The following is a 21644-nucleotide window of genomic DNA, read 5'->3' on the forward strand; positions in this document are numbered from 1 at the left end:
CTGCATTTCTCATGAAAATCAATATACTTTCCTTTTGCACGCTATTTCTTGCGCTCATCTCCTGCGATTCGCTCGACCTGAATCCCCTCTCGCAGGGGTCCAGCGAAACCTGGAACTCCAACGCCGAAGAAATCGAGATGTCTCTGAATGGAATTTACAAGGATGCCTTCTGGATGACAGACGACGACGCCTGGACCGACGACCGAAACCAACGGGATGCCCTGACCGATATAACAAACGCAACACTAACCGGTCAGTCAGGCTTTATTCGGACCTGGTGGCTCAATACTTACAAAGCAATTTCGCGAGTGAACCTGGTGATCAATAGCCTCGACCGCGCCTCGGGCACACTTACGGTACAGCAAAAAGACCGCTACCTGGCAGAAGCCCGGTACTTGCGGGCCTGTCAGTATTCCCGCTTACTTTCGCATTTTGGTAACGTTGTTTATACCGACGAGCCTCTGGACATTGAGCAAGCACTGGCTTTGAAACAGTCGGATCCACAATTGGTTCTTCAAAAAATCTACGAGGATTTTGATTTTGCCGCTGCCCATCTGGCTACTAGTTTCAGCAACTCTCAGGTCAAACGCGCAACGGCGGGTGCCGCCCTGGCCATGAAGGCCCGAATCGCCTTACATAGTGGCGACTGGGCCACAGCCAGTCGGGCTGCCAAAGCCTGTATGGACCTGGGAACGTACCGGCTTCATTCCGATTTTGGTGATTTGTTTTTGACCAAAACGAAGAATTCCAATGAAACGATCGTAAGTCTACCCCGATCCATCGCATTGAACGTGACCCTCGGCGGACGGCAGGACTACGTACCACGCCTGGCGGGTGGCTGGGGAGCCATCTATCCTTCGTGGGAGCTTTTCTGCGCTTTCCTGTGTACCGACGGGCTGCCCATAGACGAATCATCCTTGTTCAATCCGCGCGAACCATTCAAAAACCGTGATCCACGTTGTACGGCTACTATTGTTGAGTTCAATACGCCTCACCTGGGCTTCATTTACCAGCCCCACCCCGACTCCCTGCGAGTATTAAACCTCAACACGAACGCACTTGTGCTCAACAACGACACCCGCACCAATGCCCAGTTTGCCTCGTTCAACGGACTGCTTTGGAAAAAAGGCGTGGCCGATGACTGGCGTCAGAATAACTGGCAGATCGAACAGGAAAAAATCATCATCCGCTATGCCGACGTGCTGCTCATGTATGCCGAAGCAAAAATAGAACTCAACGAAATTGATCAGTCCGTGCTGGATGCAATTAATGCGGTGCGGGCCCGGGCGTACAAAGTGAATCCGTCCAGTACAGCGGACTATCCTGCCGTTACTTCGCAAAGCCAAAGCGAGCTGCGCCGGATTGTACGGGTGGAACGCCGCATGGAGTTTGCCCTGGAAGGCATTCGGTATATGGACATCATCCGCTGGGGACTGGCAGATAAAGTACTTAACCTACCTGTTTACGGGATGCTTGACCCCAACGATCTTCGCCAAAAAGTAGTAAGGCCCGGATTGTGGTTTTTCCCACAGGTACCTGAGATCGATGAAGATGGAGTGGCTGATTTCGAACCTATGTACCAGGCGGGACTCATCAAGCAGGTCGCCATTCGGAAGTTCGACGCCACGCGCCAGTACCTGTGGCCCATTCCTACTCCGGAGGTACTTACGAGTGGTTTGGTCCAAAATCCTAACTATTAATCCTGGCTTCACCCAAACTAGCACGATATAAGACATTTACAGGTAAATCAGGCCTTTTAAGCCACGGTTTAATCTTATTCAAATTCATAATCCGTGGCTACTATTTTTTATTTACTTTCGGGAAGTGTGGGATTATCCTAATGCCTGCTTTCCGAAAGTTTTTCCCAAAATAAAATACTGAAATGCAGAAAAAGCACTTTACAAACATCTTCCAGGGGATATTGGGAGCAATATGCCTTACGGCTGCAACAACCTATGCCCAACCCAAACCCAGACAAATCAGCGGCATTTATCCGCATTTGGCCTACTACAACAACGAAGGTGAATGCGGCACCGGAGCCGTGGTGCCCTGGGCGGGGCGCTTGTGGGTCATTACCTACGGGCCGCACCTTCCCTATGGATCGTCTGATAAACTGTACGAAATCACGCCTGATTTACAGCGGACGATTCGCCCGGAAAGCGTAGGAGGCACTCCCGCAAACCGCATGATACACCGCGAAACTAACCAACTTTTTATTGGCCCGTACGCCATTGATGCACAGCGCAACGTCCGGACAATTCCTTACTCTGAAGCGCCGGGCCGGCATACGGGGCTGGCTCGTCATTTGACTGACCCGGCTAATAAAATTCTATTGGCCACAATGGAGGAGGGTTTTTACGAGGTAGATGTCAAAACGTTACAAACTAAACTGCTCTACACCGATGGCAATGTGTTACGAAAAGAAAAGGACATGCAGCAATTTGGTCCTCTGTTGCCAGGAGCACACGGCAAGGGGTATTATTCTGGGCAAGGCGTGGCGGTCTATTCCAACAATGGCGAGGCTTCGCCGGAAGCACTCAAACAGTTCGATATTAAGTCAGGAGCACTGACCGAATGGGATGGTAAGGACTGGAAAGTCGTTCGCCGAAATCAATTTGTAGAGGTAACTGGTCCCGGTGGCATTTACGGAAATCCCAACCCCGCCACTGACCCCATCTGGGCCACGGGCTGGGATCACAAATCGGTCCTGCTTGGCGTACGGGATGCTAAACTGGGATGGAGCTTTTACCGCCTGCCCAAAGCAAGCCACAGCTACGACGGTGCCCACGGCTGGAACACCGAATGGCCGCGCATCCGGGATGTAGGTCCGGAGGGCAAACCCGATTACCTGATGACCATGCACGGCATGTTCTGGCGTTTTCCCCAAACTTTTACTGCCAAAAATTCTGCTGGTATTCGGCCACGATCAGCCTATCTGAAAGTCATTGGCGATTTTACACGCTGGCAGGATGGCCTGGTGTTTGGTTGCGACGATTCAGCCCAAAAGGAGTTTTTGAATAAGCGGAAAATGAAGGGCGATATCGAAGGACCCGGACAATCCAATTCTAACCTGTGGTTTACCTCGGGGAATAAACCCGATGAACTTGGCCCCAATACGGCACAGGGGGCGGTGTGGCTCTCGGAAAAAATTGAGGCAAACCAGGCCTCCGAACCGTTTCTTTTTGCCGGTTGGCCTACCCGCATGGCATGGGTACACAACGAAGGCACTCAACCCGCCGAGTTTACTTTCGAGGTTGATAGAGACGGCAAAGGGAAATGGCAAAAATTAAAATCCGTGCGGGCAAAGGCCGGTCAGGCAGTAGCTGTGACTTTTTCCCAGGGCGACGCAGGCGAATGGATTCGGGTTAAAACCAATCAAACTACTCAAACCACCGTTAATTTTAATTATACTGATGATGCCCGGTTTCAGTCCGCTACTGACCCCATGTTTAGTGGCCTTGCCAACCTAAGCAGCGCCTCTTATTCAGGCGGATTACTATATGGATTGGGAGAAAATCGTCGCGCATTGGGTCTGCTGGCGGGTAAAATTCAGAACGGTATTTTTTCGGAAACCGGCTACTACGAATTAGACAGCGCGTTGAATCTTCTTCCAAAAAAAGACCCTAAAACCGCCGGGGTTATCCGTCAAAAATTCGCGATTCCAAAGGATGTTCTCACCGTGGATGACGCTTCCGTGCTGGTCATTGATGACAGTGGTCGTCGGTGGCGGCTGCCCCTGGGAGCTTCTGAATTTACCAATAAAACCAGGCAGGCAATTCTCCGCATTGATCGGGAAGTAGCTACCGAACGGGATTTGCTCAATGCCCACGGTACATTCTACGAACTCCCGGCCGAGAATGCCGACGGTTACGCTAAAATCCGCCCCGTGGCCTCTCACGACCGTGCCATTCATGACTATGCCTCCTACCGCGGACTATTGGTTATGACCGGACTTGACGACCGCGTACAGCCTTCGGAGCATATTCTTACCTCGGCAGACGGGCTGGCCAAAATCTGGGCCGGAACCATTGATGATCTGTGGAAACTGGGAAAACCTACCGGACAGGGCGGCCCCTGGAAAAACTCAGCGGTGAAAGCCAACATCCCTTCTGATCCCTATCTGATTGGATTTTATGATCAGAAAAGTCTTAAACTTTCGCACAACGCACAGCAGCCCGTCACGTTTCGGATGGAGGTAAATCCAATTGGGCATGGTCCATGGATGACTTACCAGGAACTGACCGTAAAACCCGGAGAAACGCTTGATTTCACGTTTCCCAAAGAATTTCAGGCCCGCTGGATTCGCTTTATGACCAATCAACCCTGTGAGGCTACGGCCTGGCTGACGTATAAGTAAAGAAATAATTTCTGCCCTAGGGATAGAGAAAAAATCAGGGCCAATTACCTCAGAAAATTTTTTAACCCGAAAGCTTATGCGGATAAAATGCACAATCTGGTGAATCAGGAAATTTAGCTTTCTGTACTGAATTACTCCCGAACGTTATTCCCAGTAATCAAGAATCTACTTTAACTTCTAAGAAGGAAGCCCCGAAAGGGGCTTTTTTTGTAGAAGTAGCCAAAAAATGATCCTGGTCCCACTTAACTTCTTTTACTGCCAATAGATTTTGACCACTCTCAAAGTGATGAGCATGGTCGACAGTTTGGTATCGACAAGGCCTAATGTAGGATATTTGGTATTGATTGTCGGCTGTATACTGATGATGAATCGGTTTGGTATCGACTAAACTTTACGCGTATTTCGAATTAGGACAACTGCATTTTCTAACAGGTGGTAACAAATTTTGTGTAAAGTACAGCACCTGCGCCCATGTTGCTGAGAAAGATAAACTAAGTAAAAAAGCAATACTGAAAAAATTGCCTGCTTTTTGAACCATCCAAATAATTCATTTATTATTTGACGATCGGCATGTTTGCATCCACGTTTTTAAGCCAATCAGTCAGTTTTTGATGCATCTGCTGCGCTTTGGAGGTATTGGTTTTGCTCAAATCGTTGGTTTCAGATTCATCTTCCCGTAGATTAAACAGGGCAATCTCGTTGGTTTCATAACTTTTGGTAAGTTTCCAGTCTCCTTCCCTGATGGCTCCCGACGGACGGCTTAACTGATTACTGAAATGAGGATAATGCCAAAAAATGGGCCCACGCTCAAAATTGGCTTGCGGGTTTTTGAGTAAAGGATAAAAACTTTTTGCATCGAGCATCACCTCCTGCTTTTGCCCCAGCATTTCTAAAAGCGTAGGCGTGTAATCTGTGTTTGTAAAGTAGCGATCGCAAATTTGATCTGGGGCGATGACTCCCTGGTGTGAAATTATGGTTGGTACCCGGATACCGCCTTCGTAGGTAAATCCTTTCCATTTGCACAGGTTGCCCGCTGTCGTTGGTATGGGGCCAAGTTCGGGAATTCCTACGCCGCCGTTGTCGGACGTAAATACAATTAATGTATTTCCCATTAACCCCTTCTCTTCCAGGAGTTTGACTAGCCGGCCTACCCCCTCGTCCATGCTTTCGATCATGGCGGCGTAATAAGGATTATACTTGCCGTCAAACTTTGTGTACTTTCTGAGATATTTACTCACTTTATCACCACGCGGAACCAGAAAAACATGCGGAGCCGAATAACACAGGTACAAAAAGAAAGGTTGCCGGGTGTTTGCACTCTTTATGAAATCTAACGCATAGTCGCTGAGCTTATCGGTAAGGTACGTGGTGCCCCTGTCTTCAAAAACCTTTGTGTAACTGTCTTCATACAAGCTGTAATTGTAGTAGTCCAACCCATTTTTACCAATCATGCGGGAATAGTCAAATCCCTGCCCCCAGGGAGCCAGCGTGTCACCGCCACCCAAATGCCATTTACCCACAAAACCCGTTTGATACCCCAGCGGCTTGAGCCGCTCGGCCAGCGTCACTTCCGAAGAACTCAGGTATTTTTTCCATTGGGCAGGCAATACCGGTGAGAGTGAATCTGTACGCTCGCCCACCAAAAAATTGGTCAGTTTCAAACGTGCCGGATATTTACCTGTCATGATGGCAGCTCTTGAAGGCGAGCACACGGGGCAGGCAGCATAACTTTGGGTAAATTTAATGCCGCTTTTGGCCAGTTTATCCAGGTTTGGGGTTTCGTTATACGGGTTGCCGTAACACCCCAAATCGGCCTGTGCCAAATCATCGGCCAATATAAAAATAATGTTGGGTTTAGCGGTTTGAGCTACTAAACAAGTATTGTGTAACAGCACCAATAATAAAGAGAGTAAGTAGTGTCTTGTAGTAGTCATTGTTAATCATTTCCGTTACAATTACTTGGTTATATTTTTTTTATTTAGGAATTAAAAAGGAGGGCTAATTGATTTGAAGCACATGAAATCCAAACTAAAATACGCCGGTGCAAACGTAGGAAATTACCTCTTCGCAATAGTAGCAAAATCGAGTGGACTTAACAAATGCTATCGTCAATTCTGATTCATACATGGATGCTTTACATGGTCAACAACTGATTTAGTATAGAAAAAACATTCAGATACCGTTGACTCAAAGTCATTGGAGATCAACAGCCTAGGCTATTGCCGTGGTATATGTACTAGTGAATCAATTAAAAAGCCGTACGCCTTAGGACCATTCAGGGTTGTACGACCCATACCTATTTAAAGGCTGCCTTGCTTATACAATTCAGCCCGGAAAGGTGCCTGTAAACAGGGCGTAATGGGTATCATTTTTAGTGCACTCCGCCATGCACAATCAGGCAAACGTTATTCAGGACGACTCTATCAATTTTGAAAAATTTAGTTACTTATAACTGGCACTTTGCTACCAGGAAGTTAAACTAACCTCCGGTAGACATTTCAGAAATAGCCAAATAGTTTTGATTCGAGTCCAGGTTGTGTTCAGGTGATGGCAGAAATATGAGCGATATTTCTGCCATCACCTGACAATGGTTTAGCAATAAAACCTGGCTAAAACCTGATTAGAATAGAAAATCGAAAATCTCCTTACTTTCGACGAATTGCTTGATTTTGGCAGAATCTGAATTTCGAATCAGGGCGACAGTAACTTCTTGCTGGGGAAAATAGAACACCATGCCATTAAAGCTCTGTACGCTGCCATAATGCCCTATGGCTATCCCATGATTTGTTTCCAGTTTCATCATGCCCAGGCTGTATCCCGCCAGGTGCGTCAGGTCCTCGCCCAGGTCCTGTGTGACTGGAGCAAAGGCAAAAAGTGATTGCATGGAGGCTTCGGAAAGCAGCTGACCTGTCATTAGATTTTGGTGGAAACGAGCCAAATCATACGAGTTTGCGATCATACCTCCATCCACCATATCAGCTCCGCCTACGGCATTGTTTTCAATTTCGGTTCGGTCGAGCATTATCCCGTTATCATTGCTGTCGTAGTAGGCCCGGGTGAAAGAGTTTGGGATGGACGTATTGGCATAAACGCTTTCATAGCCGTTGGGCTTCAAAATATGCTCCGAAATATAATTATAAGCCGATTGCCCCGTAACTTCTTTAATTATCAGGGATAGCAGAAGATAATTAGAATTGGAGTACTCGTCTCGCTGGCCAACCTGAAATGCAGCCTTCCTGCCGAATATGGATCGCAGATTTTCTTCGGCTGAAAGCTTTACGACTGATAGATTTAGAATTTGAAGAATATTTGAAATGCTAGAATATTCCACGATTCCCGAGGTATGATTGAGTAACTGCCGAATGGTGGTCCGGTCGGCATTGGCAATGTTTTTGACAAACTCCGAGGGCAGGTACCTGTTGGCAGGGTCATCAAGGGTCAACCTGCCTTCATCCTGCAATTTAAGTATGGCCGTTGCGGCAAATATTTTGGATACGCTTCCTACCCGCATGGTATGGCACGGGGTCATCTGGATTTTATTTTTCAAATCCGCCATACCAATACCTGAACTCCAAGTCCCCTGTGGCGTAATGACAGTAAGGCTGGCACCAACCACGCCTTTGGCCAGGAGGGCGCCGGCTAATTTTGCATACTTTGCAGCATTCGGGTGATTTGTATTTCCTTTTTCACAGGTCTGGGCCGGAACAACGTCTTTGATTTTCTCGCAGGAAGTCAAAGTCAGGAGTGTAAAAAATAGACCGGTAATGATTCGTACTGAATTCATGGCTAGATTATTTTGAGATTAGTTCTTTAAATTCACTTTTATGCCGACACTTAACAGGGTATGCAGGGAGAAGGCAATTTTTTGTGAGTACGGAAGTGCTATCATCGTTTTGTAGTCGGTCGTCAGACTGTACGTTCTGCTGAGAGGATACTCAAACCCAAAACCAACTTTGAAGTTGAATTGAGGCTTGCCCCAATAGAATGTTTTTTCGTACGCTCCGTCCCTCAATTTATAAACCTCTCCTGCGGCCAGCGAATGCTTATAACCAAGGGCGGCTAAAAACCTGGGCTGCAGGCCAAAATCAAACTTGTAGCCAAGGCCATAAACAGCATCGAGCATCAATGCATTTTCAGAAAGGCGATGATGAAAAAAAGTAAGGTCAGCCCCCAGCGTAGTATGCCAGCGCTTGTGGTTTTTTATAAGCAAGTCAGAGCCAATGGTCAGGCCGGGATGAAGGGGCAGATGAAGCACATTGAGGCTCGGCAGGCTCAACGCCTGATTCATGACGGAAACTCTGAGATTAGTTTGTGCCAGTCCAGTCGAGTGGATCAGGTACACCAAACTGATTCCCAGGAGCCATTTTGATAGATACATATACGCTTGATGAGTTGATTGAGCTGCAAAATTGAGTCAAACCCAACCGTCAAACGACCAGCCTTGTAAGGTGGGAAGTGTAGATTGCAATAAAAATGGTACCTCCTTGAGTATTGATACCCCCAAAATCAGGATTCCTGGGCTCCGCGGGCGTATTGCGAAGGTGAAAGGCCCGTGGACTTTTTGAAGGCCCGGTTAAAGGCAGACTTCGAGTTGAACCCACAATCGAAGGCTAAGGCCAAAAGGGTATACTTCTGATTTTCGGCCAGACCTACCCGATTTTTGAATTCTTCGATCCGCAGGCCATTGATGTACTCATAAAAACTCGTGCCTTCCTTTTCATTGATCGTTTGGGAAAGGTAATTGGAATGAACATCCAGATGCCTGGCTAAGTCTGCCAGGGTCAGATCGGGTTTAAGGAATAGTTTTTGATTATTCATCAATTCATACAAACGGGCGTGAAGGATACCTGAAGCTTCTGGGGAAAGTCCGGATTTGGCATATTTGTTTTTCCTGACCATTGATTCCTCCGGTTCTTCTGGGACTAGCTGCAGCCCGTCAATAACCGGTTCACCAGTATTGAGAGTAGACTGATCAGTGAATATTCCAGCTTGCCTGATGCCGAAGTAGCCAACCATAACCACAAATACCGTAGCCAGGCTGAAAGTAAGTTCATCCCTGAGATTCAGAATGATAGAAAGCCAAATCAGGCCCATCCCATAGAACAAAAGCCGCAGCCAATCGAGGTTGACCTTTTCCTGGTTTGAAAATATATTGCTCATGCGTTTTTTGTGCTGTTGCAGGAGTCGGTTGGTCAGGTAAATATACAGGATTCCCGAAAGGCTCAGTAAACTATTGGTCACCAGCAGATAAGTTTCGAAGCCTTCTCCTTCGTGTTGAAAAACAAACGCTTTGCGTGCTGTTGGCAGCGAATAAAAAGGGATAGTTGCAAGGGTAATCCCCAGGGGAAGGAGAAGATTCTCCAGCCATACCCTCACCTTAAGCGCAGCAGGCCTCGTAAGGGCAAAGGCGTACAGGAATAAAAAAGGGCCGTGCAGGAATGGGAAAGGGAGGGTGAATCCGATCAGGAAAGCATATTGGTACATCAGCCCTGAAATCAAACTATAATAAGCAAATAAGTGCAGTCCGATAACAATCATCCAAAGCCCCAAAATACAATCGGCCCCATTGCGCCCCGCTTTGGTAAACAATAGGGAGGCCAGAAACAAAGAAACGAAAATGCCAATAACATAGATCATAAGGCAAAGGTAAGTAGGTGATTGGCTAAATGGATAACTAAACCTCTCAGTTCATATTGCTTCTGGCAATTCTTAATAATTTGACAATCATAAATTTCCAATTATTCCCCCAGTTTTAGTTTGCTTTACCGAATTGATCATTTCTGGATATGAAGCATTACGTTTGGCTAATCTTCCTGCTGTGCCTGGCCTGTACCCGCGACAAATCAGCGATCCGCGTGAAGGGTTCAGATACCGAAGTCAATTTGGCGGTTGTACTCGCTGAGTCTTTTCATGAGGCAACCCCCGGGGTTTTTATATCCATTTCAGGCGGTGGTTCGGGTCTGGGAATCTCCTCTCTTCTCAACGGCACAACTGACATTGCCAATTCGTCCAGGAGTCTGAATGAAGAGGAAAGGCTACTTTTTGATGAGAAAAAGGTGACACTCGATTCCTTCATTTTTGCCCAGGATGCCATTGCGTTTGTGGTATCGGATAATCTACCCATTGATTCATTGAGCACCCAGGAGCTGGCCGGAATCCTGAGTGGGGAAATTAGCAATTGGAACAAAGTCTCAAAGAAGAATATGCCCATCACTATTTACGGACGCCAAAGCAATTCCGGCACCCATGACTTTGTCCGCAACCGGCTGAGCATTCGGTTTAGTCCTCAGGCCATGGAAATGAATGGTAACTCCCAGATTCTCGAAGCTATCAAATCGGATAACTCCGGCATTGGGTACGTGGGAGCGGGCTACGTTCAGGAAAAGGGCCAACAGGGGATCAAGGTTTTATCAATCTACGAGCAAGGCAAAGACGCAATTTCGCCATTCAATGCCTGCCTGATTGCGGAAGGGAAATACGTCTTTCAGCGGCCTTTATTTCAATACTTCAAAGCCGATTCATACGTCAAAATCAAGCCTTTTCTTGATTTTGAAAAGAGTGAGCAGGGGAAAAAAATCATTCAACAAGCGGGTTATTACCCTGTAAACGAAACCCGATGAGTTTAAAAAAACGAGAAACCACCGACCGACTTCTGAAAGTTGTCTTTAAAGCTACGGGGCTGATCACCATCGGCCTGCTGGGGGGAATTTTCTTCATGCTACTCTACAATAGCATGGCCTTTTTTGTGAGGATAGATCCCATAGATTTTTTTACCGGTTCCCAGTGGAATCCCAGCGCACAGGGAGGATACAGTATCTTTCCCCTTTTGGTAAGTACGGCCCTGGTTGCCGTTGGTTCGATGGTCATTGCTATTCCGCTGGGTATCCTTACAGCGGCCTACCTATCTGAATTCGCTCCCAAAAAGCTACAATCCTGGCTCAAACCAGCCATTGAGATGCTGGCAGCAATTCCCTCAGTTGCGATTGGTTTTTTGGGCATTGTGCTGGTTGGTCCCGGCATTGCTTCCCTTATGGGTTTACAAAACGGTCTCAACGCGCTCAATGGTTCTTTACTACTTGCGGTGATGGCACTGCCAACGATAATTACCATTAGTGAAGATGCCATTAAGGGCGTACCCCAAACTTACCGCGAAGCATCCCTTGGACTTGGGGCCAATCGTTGGGAAACCTTGTTTCAGGTGACCCTGCCGGCAGCCCTTCCCGGTCTGATTGCTGCGGTGATGCTAGGGCTTGGACGTGCCCTGGGCGAGACGATGACCGTTTTGATGGCAACCGGAAACGCCTCGGCCCTACCGCACGGTTTTTTGGATTCGATTCGTACCATTACCGCCACCATTGCCATTGAAATGGGTGAGGTACCCTACCAAACTACCCATTACTTCGCCCTTTTTGCCATTGCCACGGTCTTGTTTTTAATCACGCTGGTTGTCAACCTGTTGGGTGAATATTTTGCCAGTCGTTTACGTAAATTTCACTCGTGAAAAATCAATTCAAGAATATTCTTAACTGGTTCATCCTGACGGGAAGTACCATGCTGGTCTGCCTGTTTCTGGGCATAATTCTGCTTGATATCTTTTCAAAAGGATTTTCATCCCTTTCCTGGGACTTCATCAGTCAATCCCCAGGCGATAGAATGACCGCGGGTGGTATTCTACCCGCGATTATCGGGACGCTTTGGTTAACTTTGATTACCACACTTTTTTCAGTGCCCTTTGGTGTTGCCTGCGCTATTTACCTCAATGAGTATGCAGATGCGTCTGCATTAACCGGACTTATCCGCTCATCCATCCGAAACCTGGCCGGAATACCTTCCATCATTTACGGGCTTTTCGGACTGGCGCTGTTTGTACAGGCCCTGCGACTGGGCACCTCCGTACTTTCGGCCGGACTCACGCTGGGCCTATTGTCGCTGCCCTACATTATTACCACCACCGAGGAGGCGCTCAAACGGGTTCCTAACAGCATGCGTGAAGCTGCGCTGGCGCTGGGAGCCACCCAGTTTGAATCGATACGTGACGTTGTCTTGCCCAAAGCTCTGCCGGGGATCCTGACGGGTATTGTGCTTACGCTTTCCCGGGCCGCCGGTGAAACCGCCCCAATTCTTTTTACCGGGGTTGCTTTTTTTATAAGTGGAGTTACCACGTCGGTAAATCAGGAATTTATGGCCTTGCCCTATCACCTGTACATGCTATCTACTCAGCATCAATCCATTGAGCAGGTCAGACCCCTTGCCTACGCCACGGCTGCGGTCCTCATCTTGCTCGTTTTTTTACTCAACACCCTTGTTTTTTACATCCGGTACCGCCACCGGTCACTCGACTAAATATGGAGGATATTAAACTTTCAGCTCACGCACTAAACCTGTGGTTTGGCAATAAACAGGTCTTGAAAAACATTGATATTGAGTTTGCCAAAAACCAGGTGACCTCCCTGATCGGCCCGTCGGGTTGCGGGAAGTCCACCCTTCTGCGATCCTTTAACCGCATGCACGACCTTTCGCCGGAAGCACGGATTGAAGGTAAGCTGATGCTTGGAGAAATGGATCTGTATGATCCTGCAAATTCGGTTACCCAAACCCGCAAACGGATTGGGATGGTTTTCCAACGGCCAAACCCGCTTCCCAAAACCATTTATGAAAACATGGCCTATGCCCTTAAACTTCACCAATTTCCCAAAGCCGAAATTCCGGGAATGATTCAGTCGGCGCTGGAAGAAAGTTTCCTGTGGGAGGAAGTGAAGGATGAGCTCGACAAACCGGCGGTAAAACTATCCGGCGGACAGCAGCAACGGCTCTGCATTGCCCGTACGGTAGTGCTAAGGCCGGAGGTAATTCTGATGGATGAGCCTTGTTCGGCGCTGGATCCAATCAGCACCGAAAAAATTGAGGAACTGATTTTAAAACTCAAAGAGCATTACACCTTCGTGATTGTGACCCACAACATGCAGCAAGCCCAGCGTATTTCGGACAAAGTAGCATTTATGTACCTGGGGGAGGTGGTTGAATTTGAGAAAACTGATGCTATTTTTCAGAATCCGGTACACGAGTTAACGGCTAATTATGTACGTGGCTATTTTGGCTAGAATTAAGGGAGACGTCCAGGGCAGAGGCAACCGTTTCTACACTTAAAAAAAATACGGTGGTCGAGCCCGCAGGTTCAGCCACCGTATTTACCTTTTGTCAATAATTAATTGGTGAGCAGATTGTGTATTATACCAGACTAAACCTAATCATTAGTTCACCAGGTCTATCAATAGGTTTTCAAGCTTTACTTTGGCTCCAGATCTTCCCAGCGGTAGTAATGAAAAACTTTACCTTCTGACATGGCCACAAATAATCCTTTTTTAAATTGATCGTTCAGCGGAGTATTTGTTACGTCGGAGCCGTCGCTTTTTAGCGTGGCAACCTGCACCGTTTTAATTCGATTATGCTCATGTGGATTAGCAAGTGTACCTTCCCTGGGATAGAGATGAAATTTCCCGGCGGCCTGATCAGACACTAGAATGTATCCCGTAGTTGTTCCTGTTTTGTAGATGGAGATTCCTTCGTTGTCTTCCAAAAAATCAGCTGTTGAAATCAGTGCCAGCTCCTGGGTACCTTTGTCAGGATCAGCATAGTATTTACGCATGCCAACCTGTTCATCAGAATAGTACACGTAGCCCAATTCGTTATCGACAGCAATCGATTCTATTTCTTTTTTTGTACTGTATGTACCAAAAGTCCGGACCACCTGGGCAATAACGTTTCCATTGCCATCGTCTGACAAGCGATACTGCCATAAATAGCCTTCCGCGGGCCCCGATTTTCTTCCCACAATGGCAAAAATAGCATGATCAGAGGGGCGAGTATACAGGGCAATTCCCATGGGTGCCCGCTCGGCCTCACCCGCAAATACGTCAATTCCGCCCTTATCAATCGGTTTCATATCGGGTAAACTGAAAATACGGATTTTGTTGGCTTCCCGCTCGGTTACCACCGCAATGTCGGTAGCTTTTCCTGCAATCATAAGGCCATATGCTATGTCCACATTGTTCGGGCGTTTGAGATTGCGAACGACTTTATCGGCAATAATTTTCCCCTTCAAATCAAAAACATACAAAGCCCCATCAATATCCTTATCGGTGCCAATGATCAAACTTTGGGAAGGGTCCACGGGGTTTATCCAGATAGCCGGATCGTCCGTATCGTGTTTTACGGGTTCCGTTATGACGGCGGGTTGAATGGTTGTGCTGTCCTGCCCGGAATTGTCAGAAAATGTGGACGTACTAGTGCAGGAAGTAAAGAAAGCCAAAACGGCCATCGACAAACCAGAGCATATAAATTTGTTCATAACTAAGGATCTAATGAAAAAAAGCCTGAGTCCGGGTTTAGACGAACTCAGGTAAGGTAAGTGGAGGAATAGAATTAGTTGGTAAGGTCGAATTTCAATCCAATGTTATATCGGGGACGGTAAAATTCTGCCTGCACGGTACGAGAAGAAACACTCTGAAAATAACGCAGTGGTTGATTGGTCAGGTTGTTGGCTTCGGCAAATACCCGGAGATTTTTTGTGATCTTATATGCAGCGTTGGCATCCAGAAAAAACTGCTTATCGTAGTATATATCATCGAAATCACTGCCACCCAGAGCATCCAGGTAGGCCGCCGTATAGTTAGCCGAAAGACGTGCTGAAAAGCGCTTGTCCTCCCAGGATAGTGAAGCATTGAACATGTGTGGGGCGGTACCTGGCAGTGTAACGTCCGTTCTTTCATCCCCATCTTCGTTAAATACTCCACTGGCGAATGATTTGGTAAAGGTATAGTTGGTATAAATTCCGAAGTTTTTCAAAAATCCAGGAAGGAAATCCAACTGTCGCTGCAAGGCAAGCTCAAATCCAAATACATTAACATTTTCCCCATTTCGTGACTGGAAGAAATCCCACTGCTCGCCTTCCACAACCGGATTGGTTAAGTTAGGAAAATCCGTGGCAAAATTAGACCGGCTGTACTGCTGATCACGGTAGGTGTATATGAAGTTTTTCAGGTTTTTGTAAAATGCACCACCTGAAACTATTCCAATGGATTCAAAGTAATTTTCCACCATCAGGTCAAAGTTCCAGGCATAGGTTGCTTTGAGGTCTGGGTTGCCAGCCTGAATTTCCCGGTCACCCGGAATGGTACTGATGTAAGGGGTTAGGGCGTAGTAATTTGGACGGGCAAGGGCCGTGGTTGCGGCTGCGCGTATAATAAAGTTTTCGGTCGCATTGTATTTAAATGATACACTGGGAAGCACATTCAGGTAATCATTTTTCACATTCCGCTGCCCGGTCAATTCTTCCTCATCTTCGATGATATTTCCGGTGTAGTCAATGGAGGTGTTTTCAAGACGTGCACCCAGGATCATGGAGAGTTTATCACTAAAATTCTGATCCCAGCGAAGGTATCCGGCTACAATGTTTTCTTTGGCATCATAATTTACCCCCAAATATTCACTGGGAACGGTTTCGGAGTCGAAAAGAGAAGTATTGGTCAAGTCCAATCCCCCTAGATAACTATTACGGGCAAACAGGCCGGGAATCAAATGTGAACCTGCCTGAAAGTTGCTGGCATTCCAGTTAACGGTTTCTACGCTTCCCAGATTGGCTATATTGTCTTCATTGATGGGGGAATACTCGTAAAAAATGTTACTGCGAAATTTTGTTTTGAGTCGTAGCCGTCCACCCGCCTTAAGGTGTCCCTTCTGATCGGCAATCACCGAAAAAGGAATACGGAAATTAAGTTTGGCCCCCAACTCGGTTTCTTCTGTAAAATCGTTATTCTCACTTATTTCATTCAGACCAATGGTAGCAGGATCAAGAGTCGAGGTGAACATAGGTGCAAGAGAATTGCCATTGTAGACCAGTTCGTTTCCGCCCTTTCTGAAAGTGATGTAACGCTCGTTTGGACGATCTTCGCTGGCTGTGGAGTAGCTAACTGACCAGTCGATATCTATTTTGTTTCCCACTATATGATCTCCCCGAACAGAATAATTCTGTACTTTCTGAGCTTCCAGACGAGCATTTTTATTTTGAGCATTATCGATTCCTCCTTTGGTTTGACGACCGATTCGTCCTTCATAACCAATGATTCCATTGTTGTCATTATAAAGAGGCTCGATATCATCAATACGCATCCGGTAGCGGTTTTCAAGGTCATCCCGCCAATTGTACATGGCATTGGCAGTAATCGTATGATTTTTACCCAATTTGAAATCAAATGCTGCGGAAAGACTCCTTCTGATCCTTTGTACATCGTATTTACGGATATCCGTTTCGTCGATGTAGACATTGCCAAAATCGTCTTTAGTCCAGGAGGCCTCCACATCATCGGAGCCATAGTTATTGTTATTGTATGATCCGCTCAGAACCATGCCAATGGCATTATTGGCGTAGCGATTCGCATAAATAAATGCACCCGTATATATTGCTTTGCCCCGAATTGGATTAAATCCACTGGCGAGTGTGGCTGAAACCCGCTGACCATTGGGTGCCGCTCTGGTGACCAGGTTTACCGATCCGCCAATAGCGTCAGCATCCATATCGGGAGTCAGGGTCTTGTTTACTTCGATGGTCGAAATCATGTCCGAAGGAATAAGGTCCATTTGAACCCGGCGGTTATCCCCTTCGGCAGAAGGAATACGATCACCGTTCATAGTTACCGAATTTAGCTCCGGTGCCAGTCCGCGCACGATGATGTTGCGAGCCTCGCCCTGATCGTTCTGCATGGTAATACCCGGAATCCGCTTCAAGGCATCACCAATGTTGGAATCAGGAAAACGGCCAATTTGATCAGAGGAAACAATATTGCTGATGTTCTCATTGTTGCGTTGCTGACTAAGCGCCTTTGCCTGCCCTTTAAGCCGATCTCCCATCACAACGACCTCATCCATATCCAGGCTTCCCTCCGTGAGAATCAGTTCAACCGTAAGTACACTGCCAGTTTGAACGATAACTTCTTTCGACAATTTTTGATAGCCCAGGTAAGAAGCTTCCAATTGATAGGTACCGGCCGGCACGCTGAAAAATTCAAATTTCCCCCGTACATCTGAGACCGTAAAAACGTTGCCGGGAGTTAATTTAAGGGTTGCTCCGGGCAAAGAAAGCTTTTGACCATCCATAATATTGCCCGAAATAAGTCCATTTTGCGCAAAGGTTGCGGTAGAAAACAGGAAAAGTACAACGATAAGCCAGTTCCTTCTTATTAGTGTAAAAATGCTCATAGATACCAGGTTTGTTAAGCCGCAAAGGTCCTGATGCTATGTTACCCTACTGTTTGATCTGAATTAAATTATCGTTAATAAATAGCGCTTAAAAATAAAATTAATTAATACCAATGCAGATCTTCTAGCTAGCGGTACAAATGGAATCCGACAAAATCAGCAGGTTGGATTTTAGTTTGATGAACCATATTGAGGTAATTAAACGATTGATAAAATAGTTCAAAACTAAATTTTAGAATTCGTGAACCCCCAACAGGGTACTATTACCTTACCCTTTGGACAGTAATTCTATAATACACTTTTTCAAAATTTTTTGTAGATATTTAACATTTGCATAATACTCAATGTGATTTTGTTAAACTAATACTTTTGGTTTCGGAATCTCTTGCCTTTACATTTGCAGTAGTTTACCTAGAATTGAATAGCGTACAGAAGAAGAAGATTTTATAAATTAAACAGTTTGTGAATATTCATTAAAATTTATAAATATCCTCATTTAAGCAGGTAAAATTAGTTCTACGAATAGGAAACGAAAATTTAACTATTAGCAATTTCGTTTTTTCATAATTTTTAAAAAAATACTTTTCTTCCTAATAGTAATATGTCAAATCCAATAATGAATAAAAAAATAATCTTTTTGTTGCTCCTTCTGCTTTTGGGTCCAAAAGTAGGCGCTCAGGATGTAAACCTTACTGGTAAAATACATGCCCATAACGATTATGTACAACCAATCCCGTTTTATAACGCATACCACCAGCGCGTTGGATCAATAGAAGCCGATCTGTTTTTAGGCAATGGTCAGCTATACGTAGCCCATACCTTAGCTGAAATTCAGCCTGATCAAACCTTGGAGAAATTGTACCTACTGCCTTTAAAAGAACAAATAAAAAAGAATCAGGGAAGCGTTTACAGAGAGCCAATAGATAAGCTGCAATTTTTAATTGACTTAAAAACTGACGGAGAAACCACTTTACCAGCTCTGGTAAATACCCTAAACAAGTACCCCGAAATAATAAATAGCCCTACCATTCAAATTGTTATCAGTGGCAATAAACCATCAGCAGATACCTGGTCACAGTTTCCTGCCTATATAAACTTTGATGGCAACCCTGGGCAAAAATACACCCATGAACAGCTACGTCGGGTTGCGTTAATTAGTGATAGTTTCCGAAATTATACACAATGGAATGGGAAAGGCATACTTGTAAAACCGGAAAGGGAAAAAATCACTCAGTTAATCCAAAGTGTTCATCAACTAAACAAACCATTCCGTTTCTGGGCAACACCAGACAATGTAAATACCTGGCAGACGCTAATGCACCTGGGAGTAGATTATTTGGGTACTGACGATGTCGTAGGACTGGCCGGCTACTTAAAAAAAATCCCATCCACCACCTATCAACATCGCGGGTCGCATGCTGTATATACACCTAAATATGTCAATAATGACTTGAAAAAGAAGGTGAAAAATGTAATTTTGATGATTGGTGATGGCATGGGACTGGCCCAAATATATGCTGGTTATACAGCAGCAGCTGGTCAGCTTAATCTGTTTAATTTTTTAAATATCGGCTTTTCCAGGACCTCCTCTGCCGATAGCTATTTGACCGACTCCGCAGCCGGGGCAACTGCAATGGCTACCGGGCAAAAAACCAATAACCGCTACATTGGCGTAGATACTAACGGAACCCGTCTGGCAACAATTCCCGAATTGATTTCCAGTAAGGGTATGAAAACTGCTATTATCACCACTGGTGACGTCACCGATGCCACACCAGCAAGCTTTTACGCGCATCAGACAGAGCGTAACCTCAGCGCAGCCATTGCCGCTGATTTTGTGAGTAGTCCGGTAAGTATTCTGATCGGGGGTAATTATGCAATTTTTGCCAGTAAGAAAAACGGTCAGGATTTGATATCTACCCTGGAAAATAAGGGCTATGCAACAGCTAAACGAATTACAGATCTTGACCGTGTATCGGGTGATAAGTTTGTAATTCTGGATGATCAGGCGATGCTGCCAGAACAAAAAGGCCGACAGGATTTTTTGGTTAAGGCTTTGAATCATTCCCTTGGGGCGCTAACAAAAAATGAAAAAGGATTTTTTATTGTCGCCGAAGGAGCACAGATTGATCACGGTGGACACCAAAACAACACTAGTTGGATGGTGCAGGAAATGCTCGATTTTGACAAGGCCGTGGGTGAAGCCATGAAATTTGTGGATTCTGATGGCGAAACCCTTCTGATTGTTACTGCTGATCATGAAACCGGAGGGTTTAGCCTGCTTGGTGGAAATCTGCAAAAAGGATACGTTGCCGGTAATTTCAGTTCAGATGACCATACGGCAATACCTGTCCCGGTATTTGCCTACGGACCGCATTCCCTGGATTTTCGAGGAGTGTATGAGAACACCGAGTTGTTCAATAAAATTATGCAGGTCATTAACCGGTATCATTGATGGACATCAAAGATTCAAATTTCAACTACTTTTCTCATTTCGTTTACAACCGATGCCCAATTTTCTTCTGAATGTTTGGCTCTTTCCTGGTCATAGTTAGTTTGAAAAATTGTCAATTTCGTACCAGTACCGTCTGGTTCTACCTCATAGCGGACCCGCAAATAATTTTCTGGCAAGTCTTCTTTTCCACTCCAATTGCTCAAATAAGAGAACGCAAGTCTGTTATTGTGTTCGTATTCAAGCACTTTACCTTTGTCTTGATATTTTTGTCCTTCCCATTCTCCTTGAAAAAAAATTGGACTTCCTATTTGCCAGGTCGTTACTAAATCGGTTCCGAAGAAATATTGTTTCACAATATCTGGCGATGTGAGGGCTTCCCAAACTTTTTCTACCGGGGCTTTGATTGTTGTTTTGTACTGAATTTCTAATTGAGTAACCATATTGCTTATTTTTTTGATGAACGCATTGCTTTTACTTTTTTGACATTCGGGTCGCCTTGAAATTTTTCATATTGTTGTGTTTCCATTCCGAAAATTGCAACTTTTCCGTCTTTGTCAGAATGAACACCGAATCCATAAGTTTTTGTTAGGGGCGATGAACGAAAACAAGGTTGACCCTTTGAGAAAAACTGTTCCCGTGCTTGTTGGTACTCCTCGTGTGTAAGGTCTTTTCGGTCAGCAAAAACCTTAAAAAATAGGTCGTCCGAAGTAAATTTGTAGGGATTATCCATAAGCAGTTCGTATTGCATTTCTGCAATAGTTTTTCGGTCTGACTTGGAAGGCGGTTTTGTCCCGTGAGAAACTTTTGTGTCTTCTGCCACTTCAATCAAAGTATTGAAATAGTTGGTAGTATGTATCTTTTCAATCGACATATTGATTTTATTATTTTGTTATTTTAATGCCTATAAAGAAGCTATACGTTTTGATCATCGCATTTGGCAGGTATTTCCAACGTCATCATACAAAACCATCTTGAATTCTCCCTTTTATAAATATTTGTCACCCATTGCTCGGAATTGTAAGATACTCCTGCATATTGACCTTCGTTTTTACCTTTGGATACTACAATAGCGATGTTATCAACTATTTGAACATGCTGAATATCTTTCACCATTTTAGTTTGAACTAGTTTGCCGTTTTTTAAAGAATTGATAAAATGTTCCTTGCTGGTCAAACCAGTTGTCGATTCAAGGATTGTCCATTGGTCAGCAAGAAGTTCCGATATTCTTTCTATATCGTTGGCTTCGTAAGCTTTATTAAGCTCATCTTCAATTTGCTCAAATTCAATTTTTAACTTCATTTATGACAATTCAAATTTTCTTCATTTTTTTTTGTAAAGCCGTAAAGTAGTGGTTGGAAAGTATTGACGAATGAAAAATAACGCAGGCAGTCCGTAGATTTGGGTTATCAGGCTCAAACCTACCTACCATATATCAACAACACGACTGCCCAGCCTACGGCTCGACAAAATTAGGCGAAAATTGAACCACCCACTACGGCAATTCCCTTTTGGGGTGCAAATGCTGCCAGCGTCAGTTTGTGGAAAAACGTACCTACGAGCTCATGTCCAACAAATAAA

General features: G+C 45.3%; 16 protein-coding genes. 7 read left to right on the plus strand and 9 right to left on the minus strand.

Annotation, left to right across the window (positions count from 1 at the left end; translation table 11 throughout):
* The first annotated feature begins 11 nt into the window (after positions 1–11).
* Both EZE20_RS17560 and EZE20_RS17565 read left to right on the plus strand, forming a co-directional pair.
* On the plus strand, positions 12–1700 hold the full coding sequence (locus EZE20_RS17560; RefSeq protein ID WP_132120070.1) for a RagB/SusD family nutrient uptake outer membrane protein: 1689 nt from the start codon (positions 12–14) through the stop codon (positions 1698–1700).
* A 182-nt stretch (positions 1701–1882) separates the two neighbouring features.
* A complete protein-coding gene (locus EZE20_RS17565) occupies positions 1883–4357 on the plus strand; it encodes a hypothetical protein (RefSeq protein ID WP_132120072.1) in 2475 nt (824 codons plus the stop codon).
* A gap of 554 nt (positions 4358–4911) precedes the next feature.
* On the opposite strand, the gene EZE20_RS17570 is transcribed toward EZE20_RS17565, so the two are convergent.
* From EZE20_RS17570 to EZE20_RS17585, 4 genes are all read right to left on the minus strand, one after another.
* Entirely contained in the window at positions 4912–6291 is a 1380-nt protein-coding gene (locus tag EZE20_RS17570; RefSeq protein WP_132120074.1) for a sulfatase, read from the minus strand.
* Between the two features lie 686 nt (positions 6292–6977).
* Positions 6978–8141 carry a serine hydrolase domain-containing protein gene (locus tag EZE20_RS17575; protein WP_132120076.1) on the minus strand — a complete coding sequence of 388 codons (1164 nt, stop codon included), beginning with the start codon at positions 8139–8141 and terminating at the stop codon, positions 6978–6980.
* An 18-nt stretch (positions 8142–8159) separates the two neighbouring features.
* Positions 8160–8735, minus strand: a complete 576-nt coding sequence (locus tag EZE20_RS17580; protein WP_132120078.1) for a hypothetical protein — start codon at positions 8733–8735, stop codon at positions 8160–8162.
* A 128-nt stretch (positions 8736–8863) separates the two neighbouring features.
* The gene (locus tag EZE20_RS17585) at positions 8864–9994 is read right to left on the minus strand and encodes a helix-turn-helix domain-containing protein (protein ID WP_132120080.1); all 1131 of its coding nucleotides are present in this window, start codon (positions 9992–9994) and stop codon (positions 8864–8866) included.
* A 149-nt stretch (positions 9995–10143) separates the two neighbouring features.
* Between EZE20_RS17585 and EZE20_RS17590 the strand changes: the two genes are divergently transcribed.
* From EZE20_RS17590 to pstB, 4 genes are read left to right on the plus strand one after another with little or no spacing between them, the layout of a single operon-like run.
* Positions 10144–10977 (plus strand): substrate-binding domain-containing protein, encoded by an 834-nt coding sequence (locus EZE20_RS17590; protein WP_132120082.1) that lies wholly within the window; start codon positions 10144–10146, stop codon positions 10975–10977.
* Complete coding sequence (gene pstC / locus EZE20_RS17595) at positions 10974–11858, plus strand: phosphate ABC transporter permease subunit PstC (protein ID WP_132120084.1); 885 nt, start codon at positions 10974–10976, stop codon at positions 11856–11858. The genes EZE20_RS17590 and pstC overlap by 4 nt, the downstream gene beginning before the upstream one ends.
* Positions 11855–12700 (plus strand): phosphate ABC transporter permease PstA, encoded by an 846-nt coding sequence (gene pstA, locus EZE20_RS17600; protein WP_199879917.1) that lies wholly within the window; start codon positions 11855–11857, stop codon positions 12698–12700. The genes pstC and pstA overlap by 4 nt, the downstream gene beginning before the upstream one ends.
* Positions 12701–12711: 11 nt before the next feature.
* A complete protein-coding gene (gene pstB, locus EZE20_RS17605) occupies positions 12712–13458 on the plus strand; it encodes a phosphate ABC transporter ATP-binding protein PstB (RefSeq protein ID WP_228713862.1) in 747 nt (248 codons plus the stop codon).
* 185 nt (positions 13459–13643) lie between these two features.
* On the opposite strand, the gene EZE20_RS17610 is transcribed toward pstB, so the two are convergent.
* Positions 13644–14705, minus strand: coding sequence for a phytase (locus EZE20_RS17610; RefSeq protein ID WP_132120088.1), 1062 nt, complete (start codon positions 14703–14705; stop codon positions 13644–13646).
* Positions 14706–14779: 74 nt separating this feature from the next.
* Positions 14780–17611 (minus strand): TonB-dependent receptor, encoded by a 2832-nt coding sequence (locus EZE20_RS17615; RefSeq protein WP_132120090.1) that lies wholly within the window; start codon positions 17609–17611, stop codon positions 14780–14782.
* Positions 17612–18227: 616 nt separating this feature from the next.
* Between EZE20_RS17615 and EZE20_RS17620 the strand changes: the two genes are divergently transcribed.
* A complete protein-coding gene (locus tag EZE20_RS17620; RefSeq protein ID WP_132120092.1) occupies positions 18228–20066 on the plus strand; it encodes an alkaline phosphatase in 1839 nt (612 codons plus the stop codon).
* 14 nt (positions 20067–20080) lie between these two features.
* Here EZE20_RS17620 and EZE20_RS17625 read toward each other — a convergent pair whose 3' ends face one another.
* From EZE20_RS17625 to EZE20_RS17635, 3 genes are read right to left on the minus strand one after another with little or no spacing between them, the layout of a single operon-like run.
* Positions 20081–20506 (minus strand): SRPBCC domain-containing protein, encoded by a 426-nt coding sequence (locus EZE20_RS17625; RefSeq protein ID WP_132120094.1) that lies wholly within the window; start codon positions 20504–20506, stop codon positions 20081–20083.
* 5 nt (positions 20507–20511) lie between these two features.
* Positions 20512–20937, minus strand: coding sequence for a DUF6157 family protein (locus EZE20_RS17630; RefSeq protein ID WP_132120096.1), 426 nt, complete (start codon positions 20935–20937; stop codon positions 20512–20514).
* Between the two features lie 41 nt (positions 20938–20978).
* Positions 20979–21365: a nuclear transport factor 2 family protein gene (locus tag EZE20_RS17635; RefSeq protein WP_132120098.1), complete on the minus strand. Its 387-nt coding sequence runs from the start codon at positions 21363–21365 to the stop codon at positions 20979–20981.
* Positions 21366–21644 lie beyond the last annotated feature (279 nt).

The organism is Arundinibacter roseus (assembly GCF_004348825.1).
Classification (GTDB): Bacteria; Bacteroidota; Bacteroidia; order Cytophagales; family Spirosomataceae; genus Arundinibacter; species Arundinibacter roseus.